At 34.4% G+C, this 19608-nt stretch carries 18 protein-coding genes; 11 read left to right on the top strand and 7 right to left on the bottom strand.

The genetic code is table 11. The annotated features are described in order from the left end of the window. Nucleotides 1–60: 60 nt before the first annotated feature. The 6 genes from MHI39_RS05925 to MHI39_RS05900 form a co-directional block, all read right to left on the bottom strand. Entirely contained in the window at nucleotides 61–630 is a 570-nt protein-coding gene (locus MHI39_RS05925) for a nuclear transport factor 2 family protein (RefSeq protein ID WP_180212406.1), read from the bottom strand. 139 nt (nucleotides 631–769) lie between these two features. Then, complete coding sequence (treR, locus tag MHI39_RS05920; RefSeq protein ID WP_259549209.1) at nucleotides 770–1486, bottom strand: trehalose operon repressor; 717 nt, start codon at nucleotides 1484–1486, stop codon at nucleotides 770–772. A gap of 129 nt (nucleotides 1487–1615) precedes the next feature. Next, nucleotides 1616–3289 carry an alpha,alpha-phosphotrehalase gene (gene treC, locus MHI39_RS05915; RefSeq protein ID WP_259549208.1) on the bottom strand — a complete coding sequence of 558 codons (1674 nt, stop codon included), beginning with the start codon at nucleotides 3287–3289 and terminating at the stop codon, nucleotides 1616–1618. A gap of 87 nt (nucleotides 3290–3376) precedes the next feature. Next, nucleotides 3377–4780: a PTS system trehalose-specific EIIBC component gene (gene treP / locus MHI39_RS05910; protein WP_071977775.1), complete on the bottom strand. Its 1404-nt coding sequence runs from the start codon at nucleotides 4778–4780 to the stop codon at nucleotides 3377–3379. A gap of 1040 nt (nucleotides 4781–5820) precedes the next feature. After that, nucleotides 5821–6501, bottom strand: coding sequence for a response regulator transcription factor (locus MHI39_RS05905; RefSeq protein WP_058003586.1), 681 nt, complete (start codon nucleotides 6499–6501; stop codon nucleotides 5821–5823). Nucleotides 6502–6582: 81 nt separating this feature from the next. Further along, on the bottom strand, nucleotides 6583–7722 hold the full coding sequence (locus MHI39_RS05900; protein WP_078109169.1) for a sensor histidine kinase: 1140 nt from the start codon (nucleotides 7720–7722) through the stop codon (nucleotides 6583–6585). A 342-nt stretch (nucleotides 7723–8064) separates the two neighbouring features. On the opposite strand from MHI39_RS05900, the gene MHI39_RS05895 reads away from it, so the two are divergent. Then, on the top strand, nucleotides 8065–8706 hold the full coding sequence (locus tag MHI39_RS05895; RefSeq protein ID WP_058003584.1) for a YigZ family protein: 642 nt from the start codon (nucleotides 8065–8067) through the stop codon (nucleotides 8704–8706). Between the two features lie 568 nt (nucleotides 8707–9274). Further along, entirely contained in the window at nucleotides 9275–10324 is a 1050-nt protein-coding gene (locus MHI39_RS05890) for an LCP family protein (RefSeq protein WP_071975051.1), read from the top strand. Nucleotides 10325–10465: 141 nt separating this feature from the next. Here the strand turns inward: MHI39_RS05890 and MHI39_RS05885 are convergent, their stop codons facing one another. Then, on the bottom strand, nucleotides 10466–10711 hold the full coding sequence (locus MHI39_RS05885) for a hypothetical protein (protein ID WP_058003582.1): 246 nt from the start codon (nucleotides 10709–10711) through the stop codon (nucleotides 10466–10468). 407 nt (nucleotides 10712–11118) lie between these two features. On the opposite strand from MHI39_RS05885, the gene MHI39_RS05880 reads away from it, so the two are divergent. The 9 genes from MHI39_RS05880 to istB all read left to right on the top strand — a co-directional run bounded on the left by MHI39_RS05880 (nucleotide 11119) and on the right by istB (nucleotide 19605). Continuing rightward, on the top strand, nucleotides 11119–11295 hold the full coding sequence (locus MHI39_RS05880) for a hypothetical protein (protein ID WP_158022171.1): 177 nt from the start codon (nucleotides 11119–11121) through the stop codon (nucleotides 11293–11295). Nucleotides 11296–11488: 193 nt separating this feature from the next. Beyond that, nucleotides 11489–11554 (top strand): YjcZ family sporulation protein, encoded by a 66-nt coding sequence (locus tag MHI39_RS05875; RefSeq protein WP_235813286.1) that lies wholly within the window; start codon nucleotides 11489–11491, stop codon nucleotides 11552–11554. 224 nt (nucleotides 11555–11778) lie between these two features. Next, on the top strand, nucleotides 11779–12417 hold the full coding sequence (locus tag MHI39_RS05870) for a response regulator transcription factor (protein ID WP_071975052.1): 639 nt from the start codon (nucleotides 11779–11781) through the stop codon (nucleotides 12415–12417). Nucleotide 12418: 1 nt separating this feature from the next. Next, complete coding sequence (locus MHI39_RS05865) at nucleotides 12419–13522, top strand: sensor histidine kinase (RefSeq protein WP_078109168.1); 1104 nt, start codon at nucleotides 12419–12421, stop codon at nucleotides 13520–13522. A 118-nt stretch (nucleotides 13523–13640) separates the two neighbouring features. Then, nucleotides 13641–14579 carry an ABC transporter ATP-binding protein gene (locus MHI39_RS05860; protein ID WP_071975054.1) on the top strand — a complete coding sequence of 313 codons (939 nt, stop codon included), beginning with the start codon at nucleotides 13641–13643 and terminating at the stop codon, nucleotides 14577–14579. A gap of 22 nt (nucleotides 14580–14601) precedes the next feature. Beyond that, nucleotides 14602–15723, top strand: coding sequence for an ABC transporter permease (locus tag MHI39_RS05855; protein WP_342540888.1), 1122 nt, complete (start codon nucleotides 14602–14604; stop codon nucleotides 15721–15723). Further along, nucleotides 15723–16868 (top strand): ABC transporter permease, encoded by a 1146-nt coding sequence (locus MHI39_RS05850; RefSeq protein ID WP_071975056.1) that lies wholly within the window; start codon nucleotides 15723–15725, stop codon nucleotides 16866–16868. The genes MHI39_RS05855 and MHI39_RS05850 overlap by 1 nt, the downstream gene beginning before the upstream one ends. A gap of 681 nt (nucleotides 16869–17549) precedes the next feature. Continuing rightward, on the top strand, nucleotides 17550–18839 hold the full coding sequence (gene istA / locus MHI39_RS05845) for an IS21 family transposase (protein WP_259547020.1): 1290 nt from the start codon (nucleotides 17550–17552) through the stop codon (nucleotides 18837–18839). Further along, nucleotides 18832–19605, top strand: coding sequence for an IS21-like element helper ATPase IstB (gene istB / locus MHI39_RS05840; RefSeq protein ID WP_058006956.1), 774 nt, complete (start codon nucleotides 18832–18834; stop codon nucleotides 19603–19605). The genes istA and istB overlap by 8 nt, the downstream gene beginning before the upstream one ends. Nucleotides 19606–19608: the final 3 nt, after the last annotated feature.

The raw sequence follows: 19608 nt of genomic DNA, 5'->3' as shown, positions 1-19608 counted from the left end.
TCTTATAACAGAAAAAAAGATTGTCTATTATAGGATCAGATCCCAAATAGACAATCTTTTTTATTTTGTTTCCATCGCAAAGGTGGCGTTTAATTTCCACTGCCCATCCTCTTTTTTGAACGTATTAATTTGACGACTTAATTGTTCGACCTTTTTCTTAGAGCCAGTTTCCGAAACGATGGTTTTCATTTCTGTAAAAATATTGGCTTCATTGTCCTTATAATCAATAATAATCACATTTTGCGGATTGATTTGAATATCAGTTGTTTCAAAGATATTTTTTATATAATCACGTTCTTCATCTAACTTAAAAGAGGTCGGATTTTTCGAAATGGTACTCATATAACCATCTAGATCCTTTTGATTAAAGGTTTTAACATGTTGATCAAATGCAGCAAGTAGAGCCTTTTTCTCCTTAGCCGGGATATTTTCTGCCTCCTGGATTGGTGGCGGCGTGGATTCACCAATATTTTCGCTAGATGAAGCATTGCTATTTTCTTGCTCATTATTTGTAGTTACCTTTGTATCTTCTTGTTTATCTGACGACTCCTCTTCTTTTCCACAAGCAGCTAGCATTAGCGCCCCTACTAGCATAAAGATAAGCAGAAGTCTCGTTTTATGTATATTCATCGGACACGACCTTTCAATCATAATATCTTTATTTTATTGAATATGATTGATATAGACAACTTCTTAAGTGTATATGTAAGAAATACTACATAAATATGGTAAAAAATTCAAAAAGCGCACTACAGCGCAGTGCACTTCATCAATGTCCCCTTCTAGCAAAATCTACGAAACGAAATTTATCGAGACGGTGTCTTGATTCCGTGTATTGAAACAGACTAGCGTCTTCTAAGTAAATATAGTTTTTAACAACGACAATATGCTTATAATCCTTTAAATCTAAATAACGATAATCTTCTTCGGTTGGTTCATCTACAGATATTTCTTTTTTGGCGAAGCTTATTTTTAGGCCTAGTTCTCCTTCAAGATAAGCAAATAGAGAACCTTCACAAATTTCCTTGCTCAATGTTGGAACGACGGATTGTAGTACATAGTCCTTGTCCAAAATGATTCGTTCATTCTCCAATTCCCTGGCACGAGCAATCTTCCAAACTAAATCTTTTCCATTTATATTTAGTTGCTTCTGAATATAGGGATCTGGTTTCTCTAAATCTAGTTCACAGACGATTGTTTTCCACGGTTTCCCCATTTTTTCAGCTAATTCTTTAAAGCTTACTAGACCAGATACCGGGAAATCATATTTTCCTACATCTAAAGTAAAAGAACCCTTGCCTTTTATTTTTTGAATATACCCATTTTGAGATAAAAGATTTAATGCTTTTCGAACGGTTTCACGAGATGTTCCATACTGTTCAACTAATTCATTTTCCGATGGTAGTTTTGTGTTTGGCTTAATATTTCCTGATTGAATTCGTTCAACTAAATTTTCATAGATGGTTAAAAACTTATTTACGCGCATTGTATATCACCGTTTTTTCAGCTCATTTTGAAAGGCCGTTTTTGTAGAGTAAATTGCTAAAGAAAAAAGCCTTTAATAATTAATTCCTATATTTGTCATTGTACAAAGAACTAGCCTGATAAACAATGCTTATTTTTTTAAGTGAAAAATGATTGACTCATAAGGACGTAGTTGGAGTCTATTCATACGTTTACTTGAGTCTGGATAATTGGACAATAGAATTTGAATGTCGTACTCTTCTATATCGATTTCTTTAGGTAATTCAAAACAAGTCTCTTTATCATAAAAATTATTAATGATCATTAATTTTTCATTCTTACCATTACGAACATAAGCAAATATTTCTGGATGGTCTCCCAATATTAATTGATAATCCCCATCTGTAATGATGTCATAATTCCTACGTAACTGGATTAGCTTTTGATAATGATAGAAAATAGAATCTTTATCATGGAGAGCATTTTCTACATTAATTTCTTTGTAATTAGATGCTACATTAATCCATGGCGTTCCCGATGTAAATCCTGCATTAGCCTTGTTATTCCATTGAACAGGTGTACGTGAATTATCACGAGACTTTTCCTGTAAAATCGCTAAAATTCTCTCCTCAGAATAGCCTTTTTCCTTCATGATTTCATAAGCATTCAAGGATTCCACGTCACGATAATCTTCAATTTGTTGAAAGCCTGGATTGGTCATTCCGATTTCTTCACCTTGATAAATATAAGGTGTGCCTTGCATCATATGAATGGTCGTGGCGAGCATTTTAGCGGATTGCTTCCAATACTTTTTGTCATCTCCAAATCGTGAAACAATTCGTGGTTGATCATGATTACACCAGAACAAAGCATTCCAACCACCACCTCGATGCATTTCTGTTTGCCATGTAGAAAGTATTTCTTTCAATTTTATAAAGTCAAAATCCGCTAGTGTCCATTTATCTCCTTGGTCATAATCTACCTTTAAGTGATGAAAATTAAAGGTCATACTAAGCTCGTGACGTTCAGGATTTGTATAAAGAATACAATCCTCGATGGATGTGGATGACATTTCACCAACGGTCATCGCTTCATATTTTGCGAATACCTCCTGATTTGCTTCCTGTAGAAATTCGTGTATTCTTGGACCGTCTGTATAAAACTTTCTCCCGTCCCCTGTTGGATCATTTGGAAAGCGTTGATCCTTTGAAGCTAAATTAATAACATCTAAACGAAAACCATCTACCCCTTTTTCAAACCAATAATGCATCATTTTATATACTTCATGTCTGAGCTGATCATTTTCCCAGTTTAAATCCGCTTGGGTAACATCAAACAAATGGAGATAGTACTGCCCTGTCAGCTCGTCAAATTCCCAAGCTGATCCACCAAATTTAGATCTCCAATTATTAGGGGCTGTCCCATCTGGACTCGGGTCCTTCCAAATATAAAAATCACGGTATCGATTATCTTTAGAAGCTCGTGCCTGTTTAAACCACGGATGCTCGGTTGATGTATGGTTAACTACAATGTCCATTATTAATTTAATATCGCGCTTATGTGCTTCCTGTAAAAGTAATTGGAAGCCTTCCATCGTTCCATAGGGCTTGTAAATTTGATAATAATCACTAATATCATAGCCATTATCATTTTGAGGGGATTCATATATCGGAGTTAGCCAAAGTACATCGATTCCAAGCTCAGATAGGTAATCCAATTTTTGAATGATTCCTTGTAGGTCCCCTTCTCCATTTCCCGTTGTATCATAAAAGCTTTTTGGATAAATTTGATATACAGTTGCTTTTTTCCACCAAGGTTGTTTCATCTTATATCACCACTTTTTCTATTTCTATTGAAGGGGTTGTCGATCTAAGTGGTCGTGCCCCCTTAATCGACAACCCTCTCCATTAGATTAGTTTGATTTTTTGAACTTCGCGAAAATGATTGTTAATACAAATGGTACAACTAGCACAATGGCCATTCCGACAAAGAATGCCCCCCAATTTTGTGGGAAGATCGATAGGAAGGCCGGTAAGCCACCTACACCGACGGATGGTGCTTCTACTCCATTAATGGTAATAAGCATTCCTGCGATAGCGGAACCAATTATCGCTGCAATAAAGGCAAAACGATAGCGCAAATTAACACCAAACATTGCCGGTTCAGTAATTCCTAAAAATGCTGAAATTGCAGATGTTAACGATAGACCTTTTAGCTTTTCATCCCTTGTTGCAAACATCATTCCGAGTGCTGCTGCACCTTGAGCGATATTTGAAAGAGCGACCATCGGCCAAAGAAAAGTGCTTCCAGTTGATCCGATCAATTGTAAATCCACCGCTAGGAAGGTATGATGCATTCCTGTGATAACTAGTGGTGCATATAGTAAACCATAAATAATTCCACCAAGTGCTGGTACTGCATGAAAAATGCCAACGACTGCATCTGTAATCACATTTGCAATAGCAAAAGTAATTGGACCGATAACGATAAATGATAAAAATCCAGTAATCAATAAGGCAATCGGGGCAACTAGTAAAAGTTGAAACGCATCAGCAATCCGTCTTTTCAAAAATATTTCTAGTTTCGCTAATACATAGGATGCCACTAAAACTGGCAATACTTGACCTTGATAACCTACTTTTTGGATTTCTAATCCAAATAGATTCCAAGTTGGTATTTCTTTCGTTGATCCATAAGCCCACGCGTTTAATAAATCAGGATGTACAAGCATTAATCCAAGCACAATCCCCAATAATGGATTACCACCGAACTTCTTTACTGCTGACCAACCAATTAATGCTGGTAAAAAGGTAAATGCAGTATTCGCAATTAAGTTAATAATGCTTGCAAAGTCACTCCACTGTGGGTACACCTCGACAAGCGATTTTTTATCAAAGAATATACCTTGACCAGTTAATACATTGTTGATACCCATTAATAAACCGGCAGTCACAATGGCTGGTAATATTGGAATAAAGATGTCTGCAAGTGTTTTTACTGCTCGTTGAATCGGATTAAGTTTTTTAGCAGCAGCATCTTTGATTTCTTGCTTAGAGGATTCCCCAATCCCTGTTTGGCGGACCAATTCTTCATAAACCTTATCAACCGTACCTTGACCAATAACTACTTGAAATTGACCATTTGCAGAGAATGCACCTTTGACAAGATCAATCTGTTCCAGCTCTTCTTTGTTTACTTTACTTTCATCGTTTAAGGCAAAGCGTAATCGAGTGACACAGTGAGTGGCAGCTGCGATATTTTCTTTTCCACCAATTGCTTTAACAATTTGTTCAACCGAATGCTTGTTAACACTCATTTCTCCCATCCTCCTGTTACCGTTTTCATTTTCACGGTTTTTTATCATGCTCTTTTCTAAGTCTTTTGCTGCTGTTTTTGTAAAATTCGGTATTAGGATTTTCAACTACTTATTGTTTTTCTGTTGAAATTAGGATACAAAAAGACAACCTAGCCAGATTATTTACATGAAAAAAGCGACAAACCATGCGAAGAGCGTTTGAAAATTTTGTATACGATTACAATTCTCCCTTTCTGATAATTCCTTAAATTATTCCCTATAATCTGATTCTGTAAAGGAACTGGCAAATAATAAAGATTTTAAAAGAATAATAGATACCGCTTACAAATAATTTATTGCTTGTATATACAAGATAGAACTTATAGTTTTATCTTAACTTGTATATACAAGTTGGTCAACTAAAAAATTTGAGGAATGTTAATTTTTCTATTTTTCATTTAAGTTAGTGGTCAACGATTGAACTTTATTATGGTCGAGGTATTCTTTTTAAGTTATTCATTTATTATCCGTTTCGTCTTTCTTGAAAGCATCTTTCTCTTCGTTTACCCCTTCTTTGTTTCAAGCTTTAGGCCTGAAACATATTTTTCTCCTTTTTCTCTGTTTATCTGTCTCAAGATCCGGTCTTGAGACACATTTTTCTCCTTTCCCCCTCTTTATCTGTCTCAAGCCCCTGGTCTGAGACACATTTTTCTCCTTTCCCCCTCTTTATCTGTCTCAAGATCCAGTCTTGAGACACTTTATTCTCCTCTCTCCCTCTTCATCTGTCTCAAGATCCAGTCTTGAGACACATTATTCTCCTTTCTCCCTCTTCATCTGTCTCAAGATCCAGTCTTGAGACACATTATTCTCCTCATTTCCATTTTATCTGTCTCATGTCCCACTCCTGAGACACATTTCCACTCCATTTACCCTTTTATCTGTTTCAAGCTCCACTCTTAAACACATTTTCCACGCGATTCACCCTTTATCCGTCCAAGCTCCCTTTCCTCCAACCAAAAAAAAAACACTCCTCAATCGAACTTGAGGAGTGTTGATCAAAATTATCTTACTTCAACCCAACCATTTTTGATTGCTGCAACGACTGCTTGGGTACGATCGTTGGCGTTCATTTTTTGCAGAATATTGCTGACATGGTTTTTAACGGTTTTTTCACTTATGTAAAGAGTTTCACCAATTACACGGTTGCTTCTTCCATCTGCAAGTAATTGGAGAACTTCGCATTCACGTGGTGTAAGTAGATGTAGTGGGCGAACCACTTCCGGTTGCTGATAGCCTGTACCATTATTATGGCGATTGGCTAAGCGACGGAACTCTTCAACAAGGTTACGAGTGATTTTCGGGTGAAGATAGGATCCTCCATCTGCCACAACCTTGACTGCATCGATTAATGCATCTGAATCCATTTCCTTTAAAAGGTAGCCTGTAGCACCTGTTTTTAGTGCATGGGTTACATAGTTTTCATCATCGTGAATGGATAAAATAATGACTCTTGTTTCAGGATATGTTTCTACTAATTGACGCGTCGCTTCAATCCCGTTTTTATTTGGCATATTAATATCCATTAATACTACATCTGGCTTTGTTTCTTCAATTAACTGAAGGGCGCTAGCACCATCGTCGCCTTCTGCGACAATTTCGAATGTTTTTTCGAATTCTAGTATTCTCTTGACACCTTCACGAAACAATTGATGGTCATCTATAATAGCGATTTTTGTAGTCACACTTTTTTCCTCCTTATAAAGTGTTTTTTCAAAGACACTTTCACAATTGTGTTAATTTCATATATTTCAATTTTTATAGGGTTAATCAAATTTCACTTGTATCATAACAATGGTTCCTTCACCAATTTTAGAATCTATCGTTATTTTTCCATCAATAATTTCAACTCGTTCTCTCATGCCCATGATTCCAAATGAACCTTCTTTTTTCTCACGAACATCAAAACCTTTTCCATTATCTTTCACAATAAGGAATACACTATCTTGTTGCATATCGATCTTCACATGGATTTCACTCGCTTGCGCATGCTTAATCGCATTTTGGACAGATTCCTGAACTAAGCGAAATAGGGCTACCTCATATTTTGATGGTAGACGATATTCCTGACCTAGATTGATAAAACGGAACGTTACCCCACTATTATATTCTTCGGTTCGTTCTAGGTATTTTCTGAGGGTCGGAACTAAACCTAAATCATCTAATGCCATAGGACGCAAATCATAAATAATACGTCGAACCTCAGATAAAGAGGATCTTACCATTTTTTTTAGGCTTTTCACTTCTTCTAATGCATTTACAATTCCTTGCTCACGATAGACCTTTTCAACTAAATCAGATCTTAGGAGCATATTTGCAAGCATTTGTGCCGGACCATCATGAATTTCCCGTGAAAGCCGTTTCCTTTCTTCCTCTTGTGCTTCTATAACACGAAGACCAAAATCTTGCTTTTCTTTGGCATCTTCAAGTGCACTACCAATCTCCTTTAAATCACTTGTTAAATAATTTAATACGACACTTGTTTGTGATACAAGATTATTTGCACGATCAATTGTTGCCTCTAAATGAATGAGCCTTCTTTCTAATTCATCCCGTCTCCTACGTAATTGCTTCTCTAATTCGAGATTCATTGAATATTTCATCTGATAATTATGAGCAATTTCATATGCTTCTCGAACTTGCTCTTCTGTATAATCACGAAAATGCTGACTAACAATAGATAGACGTCTTCTTGACTGACGAGTTTTTACTTCGAGATCTTCTCCCTCATCAATCACTTGAGAAACCATTACTTTTACTTCTTTTAACTCATCAGAGAGAGTTTCATACTCTTGGCGGCATTGTTCTCCGATTTGGAAGATTTCGGATTTGCTAGAATCAACGGTATTTATCATCTTTTCCAAGATTTGATCCAATGTCCTTACATCAATTTTTTTCAGTGACATCTCCATTCCTCCAAGGCAAACTTCCTCTAAGTTAGAGTAATTTTACCTCTATTTACAAAAAGATTCTATGCGAAAAATGTGTAAATTAAAAAGTTAGTAAAATATCCCTAATCTAAAAGTTTGATAGAAGGAAAACCTATAGTAACAAAGATATATTCGCTACAAATACTTGAATTTCCTCTATAAATTTTATTTCAACTCTTTTATTATATCATTTAATTTTAGGAAGATTAAAATGATAGAAAAATGTGAGTATCAAAACATTTAATTCGCTGTTTAAATTTTGTTATAGTGAAAGAAGAAAAACGTTTGAACTTTGAATGTACTATAGGAGTGAAATAGATGTTAAAAAAGTATTATACGGTTAAAGGGGATGGTGAACACGAGATCATTATTCAAAAGTCTCGGTTCATTGCCCATATCCATCGTGCAACAACCGAAGAAGAGGCCCTTCACTTTATACAAGAAATAAAGAAAAAACACTGGAATGCCACTCATAATTGCTCAGCTTATATGATCGGACAACAAAATCAGATTCAAAAGGCAAATGATGATGGAGAGCCTACTGGTACAGCCGGTATTCCTATGCTGGAAGTATTGAAAAAACGTGATTTGAAAGATACCGTTGTTGTGGTGACACGTTATTTTGGAGGAATTAAATTAGGAGCCGGTGGATTAATTCGTGCTTACGGTAAGTCTACTTCTGAAGGGATTAATGCAACTGGGATTGTCGAAAGAAAGAGAATGACCATTATTACGACAAAAATCGACTATACTTGGTTAGGCAAAATTGAAAATGAGCTACGATCTTCCATCTATCAAATAAAAGACATTCATTACTTGGATCATGTTGAAATTGAAACCTATGTAGAAGAAGATGATCATGAGACCTTTATTAACTGGATAACAGAATTAACAAACGGTCAAGCGACCATTACAGTTGGAGAGTCTCTCTATCTCGAATTCGATGTTGATCCTCAGTAATTTTATTAGTAGAGCTGTGAATACTTCATAGCTCTTTTTTTGATTTTGTACATTTTTTTATATCTAATAAGGATCCAGCGTGACTTTGAAGATAGTAGCTCTTTTCTAAGTGGATTGAAAGTCTTTCAAGGTAATCAATAGCAACAATATTTTAGAAAAGTTGGCAACTCTTCAATCTTTCTGCGTAAAATAAATTAATAAATATATAAGGATGCTTTCATATAAAAAGATATTTTACACATATAGCATATAACCTTATTTTATTACCTTTACACCCATCCCCTACACCCGATATCGAAATTTTCATTGCAAAAATCACTATATTAGAAAAAGCTGAAAAAAATAGGAAAAGCGCGTTACAAAAAATTCATTTTACAGTCAATAATATACATAGTAAAATAAAATTTGACATAATTTATGAGAAAAATAGAATAATATGAAACTTTTTATCATTTGTAACCGTCTAGAATGAATCTGAGATTATACAAATTCAATCTTGCTACAAAATCGAAACTTCAAAAAATTAACATTTAACCTTAAAACAAACTTTTTTATAAGGAGTGTGGGTATGGGAAGACAGGAGAAAAGTATGAATAAGAAAAAGAAAAAAAGAAAACTTATTGCATGGTTGGTTATCTTTCCAATCTTATTACTAGCATGTTCATTCACGGCATATGGTGCCATTCTATATAAAAAGGCAGAAAAAGCGGTTAATGATTCATATAAGGAAATAGACGGGAGAAAAGGAAAATCAGAATATCGAGAAGCAAAGGTAGATCCATATACAGATAATATTTCGATTTTATTTATAGGGGTAGATGGTAGTGATGCAAGAAATTATGGTGATGCTACCCGTTCAGATGCCTTAATGTTAGCAACATTAAATGAAAAAGAAAAAACAGTAAAACTCCTTAGTATTCCACGAGACTCCTATGTATATATAGATGATGTTGGCTATAAAACCAAAATTAATCATGCCCATGCGTATGGAGGGATCAAATCAACTGTTGATACGGTTGAAAATCTGCTTAAAATCCCTGTTGATTACTATGTAGAAATGAACTTCTACGCATTTATGGAGATCGTTGATACGTTAGATGGGATTGAAGTAGAGGTACCATATAAAATTTCCGAAATTGATTCAAATGATAAAAAGCATGCTATTCGCTTGGATCCAGGACTTCAAACATTAAATGGTGAAGAGGCACTTGCACTTGCCAGAACGCGTAAACAAGACAGCGATATCATGAGGGGACAACGTCAGCAAGAAATTATGAAGGCCATCTTAGATAAAGCTATCTCAGTAAAATCCGCTACAAAGTATAGTAATTTAATCGATGCGATTGGATCAAATATGACAACGAATATGACATTTTCAGAAATGAAATCACTAATTGATTATGGTCTTTCAGGTCATTTAAATATTGAATCACTAACACTAGCAGGGACTGACTCAATGATTGATGGTGTATACTACTATCAACTTGATGATGCAGCACTTGAAGAAATTAAAACAAAGTTATCCACACATTTAGAACTAAAAAATAATGTGGCAAATGTGGATACAAATAATAATTATGATGACGAAGAAAATGCAGAAGAAGAAAATAACTATTGATATAGTTTCTTTTCAAAGCAAAAACTGACTTCATAAAAAAAAACCGCGAAATTGTGATCGCGGTTTTTTTTTATGAATACCCTATTCGGCAAATCCTTACCTTAACTTTCATGATTTCCCAGGTAATAGTGACAAATTATGCTATTTTCCATTACTATTTTTGGTTATATTTTTTGAACTGCTATATAGACCACTTGCCGATAGGCCCAACATTAGTCCAACAATAATGCCTTCTTTAATATTATCTGTGAGATAAAAAAAACTAAGTAAAAGTCCAAGAATAATCGCTACATATGGGGAGTATTTAATTGGAAGTCCTGCTCGTTTAGCCAATTCTACCAATCCAGCAATAAGTGGGATTAAAGCTACATCATAAATTTGAAACATATAATCTTCCCCCTTTTCTATAAGCTCTTAACTAATCAGTGTTTAAAAATTTTACTATTTTTTCTACTACCGATTGAAAGTACTAGCTGAAGAAAAGAGCTCGAAGGCAACTACACACGATAATTAGCCTTCATAAATCCACTATCTTACTTATAAATATATGCAGCTTGTCAACTGATTGGAACGGCTCACTTATAAGATTAGAGTGAGAAAATTCTGTTAATTAAATTATATTCTATATTACACCCTTTTACTACTGCCCATAGTACTAGGACTAAGCAATAAAATTGATTCTTTTTTACGTTTGTGAATATTGCCCTATTTTTCTAAAAACACTTTCGACTGGAATCATCTTACAAGTAATAGTAAAATTATACTAAAAAGGAAAATGAATATAGGAGGACCCTATGGTTAAAGTCACTTTTTTGGAAAATGACGAAAAAATTCAAGTTCCAAATTATAAGGAAACAATTCATGAGCTTTTGCAAAATGGAAGCACAGCAATTTTTCCTAATTTATATGAATATGATAAGCTAACTCTCAATTTAGATGAAATAAAAATATATCTTCAAAAGCAATATTAACTAAACAATTATTATTACTTTACTGACTAATTTATTACTTATTTTCAACAATAAACATTTGTCCATTTCAAATGGCACCTCTCTTACATACAGTAAATTATCTGGTTAAAGGGAGGTGTTATTTATGAGCTGTGGTTACGGCGGAGGTTACGGCTATAGTGGTGGTGGCTATGGTGGCGGATCAACATTTGTATTGATTGTTGTATTGTTTATCCTTTTAATCATTGTTGGCGCGTCTTTTGTTGGCGGTGCATACTAAATGAATTGAACGAAGCGTTATTGACGCTTCGTTCTTTTATTTGTAGCATGAGCAACTTATTCAGCTCCGACAAAAAAAGGACTGGTCACTTCTCAGAGCAGACCCTAGATCCAAATAGGTACTTAACAAAAGATTAAAAACATTTTTTTACTTATTTTTTTCCATTTATCGTAGGCATATAATAGTAATATTGGAACAAGATTATAATAATGGATGTGATGAATATGAAGATAAAAATCATCATTGCGGATGATAACTCTTTTATCCGAGAAGGATTGAAAATCATTTTAAATACATATGAGGAATTCGAAGTTTTGGATACCTTGAATGATGGAAAGGAAGCAGTTGACTATTGCAAAAATAACGAGGTAGACGTGGCATTATTAGATGTACGAATGCCCCATATGAACGGGGTTGAAGCAACAAAAATCATTTCCGAAGAAACTAAAACGAAACCAATGATATTAACAACATTTGATGATGATGAATACATATTAGATGCAATAAAAAATGGAGCAAAAGGCTATTTATTGAAAAATAATGAACCAGAACGGATTAGAGATGCCATTAGAAGTGTGTATAACGGAAATAGTATCATTCAGGATATTGTTTTAGAAAAAATCAAGTCAAATTTATTAGAAACAAAGGAAACTGAAACAAAAATTGATCCCACTCTTTTTACGACAAGAGAAAGAGATATTATGTCTCTTATTGCTAAGGGATATTCAAATAAGGAAATATCTAAGCAGCTATTTATTTCAGAAGGAACGGTGGCTAATTATATTACCTCGATTTTAGGAAAGACTGGTCTAGAGCATCGGACACAAATCGCGATTTATTTTATTACAGGAAAAGTAGATTAATATGGAAAATTGGATCATTTTAAACAAAGTTCTTATTTTACTTTTTATCATTATCAATGGAATACGGGGTATAATTGACAGTCTTTCATGGTTTGTTTTTGCACTCATTTGTTATTTCTGTATAAATATTGCTGTCTATATTTTTAAGCAAAAGATGTTAAAATGGATCTTCTTCCTATTATCTATTACCCTATCCATTTTGGCCTATGTATTCATCCATCCTTTGTTTATTTTTCTATTGCCATTGTCACTAATTGAATTGTCATCACATATAATTGAACGAAAATGGGTTCCTCTGGCCATTTCTGTCATTCCTATTTTTTACATAGAAAAAGCATTACAGCCAGAATATTTCTTGATTGCTATATCAAGCTTTATCATATTCAACATTGCTACGAAATATCAAATTGTCATGCTAAAAAATGAACAACAAATTGATGCAATGAGAAAGTCGATTCAAAAGCTGACAAAAAATTTGAACGAAAATAATGAGTACATTAGACAATCCGAATACACCTTTAAATTGGAGGAACGGAACCGCATCTCTCAAGAGATCCATGATAAAATTGGCCATTCAATGACAGGGGCCCTGATCCAAATGGAAGCAGCGAAACGCTTACTAGAAATTGATAAAGAGAAAGCAATGGAATTACTGCAAAATGCTATTAATATTTCCAGTGATGGCATAGAAAATATTCGTTTAACATTAAAAAATATGAAGCCTCCAACAGCCCAAGTTGGAATCCATCGAATGAAACTCTTTCTTGAAGAGTTTTCTTCCAAGCATCATATAAAAACTGCTTTGACTCATCACGGAAATATGGACATCCTTTCCCCAATCCAATGGAAAATTATCCATGAAAATATAACGGAATCATTAACAAACTCACTGAAATATTCGACTGCCACCTTTATTTCAGTAGACATGAAAGTGCTGAACAAGCTCATTAGAGTTGAAGTAAAGGATAATGGTTCTGGGGCAGACAAAATCAAAAAGGGGCTAGGAATCATTGGTATGGAGGAACGTGCTGCATCCATTCATGGAAAAGTAATCATTGATGGGACTAATGGATTTTCCGTTACTACTCTCCTTCCTATCGACTAAATGAAATTCTCATACAAAAAATATGAATATTTTCATATGAAAAGGATGAACGATTACACTTATATTCGTTCATTCTTTTTTTTATACTTACGATACAAACTTATTTAGGGGTGAGAGGATGAACGTTTTAGAGATAAAAAACTTAACAAAAAAATTTGGTGATTTTATTGCCGTTGATAATATGTCCCTTTCTGTTCAAGAAGGTGAAATCTTTGGTTTTCTTGGTGCCAATGGTGCTGGAAAAAGTACAACGATTAATATGGTTGCAGGGCTATTACGACATAATGAAGGAACCATCAATATTCTTGGCAAAAACATTATGAAAAATAGCCGTTTTGCCAAAATGAATATCGGAATGGTCCCTCAGGATCTAGCCATTTATGAGGATTTAACTGCCTATGAAAATGTAAAATTCTTTGCAGGACTTTATGGTTTACGTGGAAATGCGCTCCGAGCGAGTGTAGAGGAAGCATTAGAATTTGTCGGTTTACAAGATAAACATAAAAGTTATCCGAAAAATTTCTCAGGTGGGATGAAACGACGCCTGAATATTGCTTGTGCCATTGCCCATCAACCAAAACTCATTATCATGGATGAACCAACTGTTGGGATCGACCCACAATCAAGAAATTATATTTTAACCTCTGTTCGAAAACTAAATGAAATGGGATGTACGATCATTTATACAAGTCATTATATGGAAGAGGTTGAGGAAATCTGTTCACGAATTGCTATTATTGATCATGGAAAAATCATTGCAGAAGGAACAAAGGAACAGCTTAAATCGATTATCACCAATACGAAAGATCTTTGGATTGAGGTCAAATCTACTGATAATATTGATCTTGCAGCTATCAAAGCTATTAATGGAGTCGAAGCCGTTCAAATAGATGAGAACTGCATCAAAATCAATTCTGATACAGGTGTGAATAATTTAAATCAAATTATTGAACATTTTATAGGTAGTCATGTTGAGATTCGCTCTCTACAAGAAAAAGCACCAAATTTAGAAACCGTATTTTTAACATTGACAGGTAGAAATTTAAGAGATCAATAAATACAGAAAGGAGGTTATTGGAATGAATATTTTTCATATCGCGATGAAAGAAATCAAATCTGATTTTCTAGATATTCGTACTTTGGTATTTATGCTTGCTTTTCCGATCGTCTTAATGCTTGTTTTAGGCACTGCCCTTTCAAGTACTTTTAATGCAAGTATAACAATAGACGATATGAATGTTTTATATAAAGACCAATCAAATGGAGAGTTTTCCGAATATCTCAATCCATTCATTAAGGCAGCTGAAAAAGAAGGCATTCATTTTAAAAAAGCCGCTGAGAATGCTAATGGAAAAGAAGACATGAAGCAGAATAAATATGATGGATATATCGAGATTAATCCAAAAGGCATTCAGCTTTATATAAATAACCAAAACAGTATAGAGGGCAATATTCTTCAAGGCATGTTAACCTCATTTGTTGATAAATACAATATTGCTTCACAAGTAGTCAAAGTCGCTCCTGAAAAAGTGGGAATGGTATTTACTAATCAGAAACATGAATCATTTATTAAAGAGACTTCTTTGTTGCCTGATAAACAACCTGGCTCAATGGATTACTATGCCATTGTAATGACAACAATGATCGCTCTTTATGGTGCGATGTCTGCTAGCTCCTTAATCAATGGAGAAAGAATTCGAAAGACAGCGATTCGTTTAATTGTCTCCCCAGTAAAAAAGAGTGAAATTTTCATCGGAAAAGTTCTTGGAAATGTTGTACTTAATTTCATTTGTGTATTGCTAGTTGTCTTCTTTAGTAAGCTATTGTTTCATGTCAATTGGGGAGATAATATTTGGATGATATTTCTTGTTCTACTAACTGAAGTAATTCTAGCTGTTAGCTTTGGACTCGGAATAAGCTATATTACTAAATCAAGTGCAGCAGCAACCACCATTATTATGCTGGTCATTCAACTCTCCTCCTTTTTTGGTGGTGCTTATTTTAAAATCGAAAATCCAGAAGGAATGATGAATTTTCTTACAAAGCTTTCCCCCTTAACATGGGAGAACCAAGCAATCACAAAAATTATTTATGCGAATGACTTTTCGGCTGCAATTCCAGCACTTACAATAAATATGTGTGTCGCCATTGTATTTTTATTGATCGCTGTTACCTTTTTAAAAAGACGGGAGGGATTATAATGAAGGATATTCTTTGGTTAGTCGGTAATACGCTTAGTGTCACCTTTCGTAAAAAGAAAAATATCATCATGTATCTATTCATGCCATTAATCGGGATCTTCATTGCCCTTGTTGCCTATGGTGGAGATACAAAAATGAACCTTCATGTAGGTGTTGTAAATCATGATCAACAGGAAATTTCACAAGATACGGTCAAATTTTTACAAGGTTTAAAAAATGTAAAGGTATCAAAAATCAATGAATCCCAAATTCAAGATAAAATAACATCTGGAACGCTCGACACCGTTATCACCCTCGATGAAGGGTATTCTGAAAGTGTCTTAAAAGGATCTCCACAACATATCGAAATCACCTCCATCAAAGGAGCGGCAATAACTAGTTATGTAAAATCCTATTTGTATCAATACATCGATAATATTTCTACTATTAGCCAAATAGCAGATGGTAATCAACAATCATTTGATAAAATGTATAAGGACTTTCAAACAAGTACCTTTAAAGTGACAACTCAAGTCGTATCAGACACGTCTAAAGGAAAGGGAATGACCTATACAGCAGTAGGTTTCCTAATTATGATCATGCTCATGTCAGCAGGAAATATGTCAGAGATTATTCTAACAGAGAAAGAAAATCGTACCTATTTTCGATTATTATCCACACCAATTAGTGCACGAAAATATATCCTGTCTAATGTCATTGTAAACATGATTGTAATGACAATCCAAGTGATCATAACCCTAACGGTGTTAACGACTGTATTTAATATCGATATTCAAATTCCATTGATTGAAGCAGCTCTAGTGTTATTTACTTTTGCCTTGGTCGCAGTCGGTCTTGCATTAGTAATCGTTTCCTTTTCAAATAGCAGGAGTGCAGCAAATGCTCTGCAAAATTTAATTGTCCTACCTACCGTTATGCTTTCTGGATGCTTTTGGCCATTAGAGGTTATGCCAGACTCTCTCCAGAAAATCGCTAATTTCCTTCCACAGCGCTGGACATTGTCTACGATAACAGCACTTCAGGAAGGAAATACACTTGGAAGCTTGTACTTAAACTTTATGATTCTACTTGGTTTTGCACTTGCATTTTTCTTAATTGCAATCTACAAATTTGGTCGAAATAATAATACAAAAAGTTTTGTGTAGATAGTTGTTTGAAGCCTATTCCTGGTTATTGGGAATAGGTTTTTTAAATTTTGGGTGGTCTTTCGTTTTTTTTGTGGGGTTCATCCTTTTTATTGTCCTGTCCTTCGCTTTTTTTGATTGGTTTTCAATTTATTGTGTGGTCCTTCTCTTTTCTTGTTTGGTTCATCCTTTTTATTGTCCTGTCTTTTACTTTTTTTTATTGGTTTCTACTTTTTTGTGTGGTTTACTCATTATCTTGTGTGGTCCTTCTCTTTTCTTGTGGGGTTCATCCTTTTTAATGTCCTGCCTTTTACTTTTTTTTATTGGTTTCTACTTTTTTGTGTGGTTTACTCATTATCTTGTGTGGTCCTTCTCTTTTCTTGTGGGGTTCATCCTTTTTATTGTTCTGTCTTTTATTTTTTTTGATTGTTTTCTACTTTTTTGTGCGGTTTACCCATTTTCTTGTGTGGTCCTTCTCTTTTCTTGTGGGGTTCATACTTTTTATTGTCCTGTCTTTTACTTTTTTTTATTGGTTTCTACTTTTTTGTGTGGTTTACTCATTATCTTGTGGGGTCCTTCTCTTTTCTTGTTTGGTTCATCCTTTTTATTGTATAAATGATACCCTAATCATGTACAGAAACGATTGTCTAAAAATGTACAATTTCGTCGATAATCTTGCATAATATTCTTGAGGTGAATATTGTGCATTTACAATTAAGTATTAATACAGATATTGAAATTAGTAGTCTTTTAGATTTGCCGAAATTAAAAATGTTGATGGAGAATTTAAAAATGAAAATTAATAAGAGTAGCCTGGCTCGGGATATGGGGGTTGATCGGCGTACGATTGATAAATATCTTTCGGGCTATGTACCCAAAACTTCCCGGAAATGCACATCAAAAATTGATGAATATTACGGGACCATTTCGCTGTTATTATCAGAGGATTCTAAACAAGTATTTTATTACAAAAGAGTACTATGGCAGTACTTAAAAGATAATCATGGGTTAAAGTGCGCTGCATCTACCTTTAGAGCTTATATATCATCTAAACCAGAATTTCAAAAGTATTTTGATTCTGGGAAGCCAAAGGGAACACACAGCGAAGTTATTCGCTTCGAAACACCGCCTGCTGAACAAGCACAATTAGATTGGAAAGAAAATATCCGATATATTACAAAAGATGGGGAAATCATCTATGTGAATATTGCCGTGTTGTTACTTGCATATTCAAGATTTAGAACATATTATTTATCCCTTTCAAAATCCCAAAGCGTCTTATTATCTTTCCTGACGGAAAGTTTTGAAGCGCTTGGGGGAGTTCCTAAAACGATTGTGACTGATAATATGAAAACTGTCATGGACGAGCCTCGAACCAAATACACGAAAGGAAAAGTAAATGTACGTTTTGATCAATTCGCACAGGATATGGGATTTAAAGTCAAACCCTGTATTGCCGGAAGACCCAATACAAAAGCCAAGATAGAAGCCCCAATGAAGATACTAGACGAGATACATGCTTATCAAGGAAAGTTTGACTACGAAGAGCTTCATCAATTTGTTCAAAAACTGTGCAATCGAATCAATCATAGCTACCATCAGGGAACAGGGAAAATACCTGTATTGGCATTAAAAAAAGAAAAAGATCTCTTATCCCCACTACCAAATGAAAGAATAAGAGACCACTATAAAATCGATCATACACTCGTTAAAGTAAATACTTCCAATATGATCACCTACAAATCCAATCAGTATTCAGTTCCAGCTGGATACATAGGAAAAACCGTAGGTTTACAAGTATATGATAATCATATCTTTGTTTATTATAACACGGATTTAATTGTCGAACATACCATTAGCCCGTTGAAAATCAATTACAAACAAGAACACTACATAGAAACATTGGCTAGGGGACTGACTTCTTCGACGAATATTGAAGAACTGGCAAAGAAAAATCTAGAGGCAATTAATGAGGTGTATAAAAATGAATAGTAGTTATGCAAAACTTGTACAAAATCTTGAATACTTAAAGTTAAAGCAGATGATCAATCATCTTGATGAAACAATTGATTTCATGACCATAAATCAACTTCCATTTGTAGATACATTAGTCAAACTCACTGATTACGAAATTGATATGAAGGAAATAAACATGGTGAGATCTATGGTAAAGGTTGGGGCATTTCCTCACATGAAAGAAGTAAAGGACTTTGATTTCAATTTTCAACCTTCCATAAATAAGCAACAGATATTAGATTTTACGACATTGCGATTTATTGAGTTAAAAGAAAACATCATTTTTCTTGGCCCAAGTGGGGTCGGGAAAACCCATTTAGCTACCTCAATTGGTATCGCTGCCGCTAAGAAAAGAACCAGTACGTATTTTATTAAATGTAATGATTTGATCATGAACTTGAAAAGGGCAAAACTAGAAAATCGGTTAGAAAATAGATTAAAGCATTATGCCAAATATAAGCTGCTTATTATCGATGAAATTGGATATCTTCCAATTGACGCGGAAGATGCAAAACTGTTTTTTCAGCTAATTGACATGAGATACGAAAAGAAAAGCACCATCCTAACTACAAATGCCAACTTTAAAATATGGGGAGAAATTTTCCAGGATCCCAAAATAGCCAATGCCATTTTAGATCGAGTCCTCCATCACGCAACTGTAGTCAATATAATAGGAGACTCATATCGTCTTAAAAATCATTTTGATAAAGAAAATGAACGAATGACTGAGAAAGGAGATTAATGG

It is taken from the genome of Heyndrickxia sp. FSL K6-6286, from assembly GCF_038630395.1.
Taxonomy (GTDB): Bacteria; Bacillota; Bacilli; order Bacillales; family Bacillaceae_C; genus Heyndrickxia; species Heyndrickxia oleronia.
The sequence above is the reverse complement of the archived record's forward strand: the minus strand, read 5'-3'. Positions and strand labels throughout refer to the sequence as shown.